General features: G+C 58.0%; 1 rRNA gene. It reads right to left on the bottom strand.

The annotated features are described in order from the left end of the window. Positions 1-255, bottom strand: a 16S ribosomal RNA gene (locus tag RM479_RS27720); the annotation flags it as partial.

Here is a 255-nt window from a genome sequence, read left to right as displayed (position 1 = left end):
CCGGTGTTCCTCCTGATATCTGCGCATTTCACCGCTACACCAGGAATTCCAGTCTCCCCTACCTACCTCTAGCATGCCCGTATCCACTGCAGAACCGGAGTTGAGCCCCGGTCTTTCACAGCGGACGCGACACGCCGCCTACGAGCTCTTTACGCCCAATAATTCCGGACAACGCTCGGACCCTACGTATTACCGCGGCTGCTGGCACGTAGTTAGCCGGTCCTTATTCCCCACCTACCGTCAACCCCACGAGAA

This window comes from Nocardiopsis lambiniae (assembly GCF_031845465.1).
Lineage (GTDB): Bacteria > Actinomycetota > Actinomycetes > Streptosporangiales > Streptosporangiaceae > Nocardiopsis > Nocardiopsis lambiniae.
Note: the sequence above shows the minus strand (reverse complement) of the source record. Positions and strands in the feature narration are given on the sequence as shown.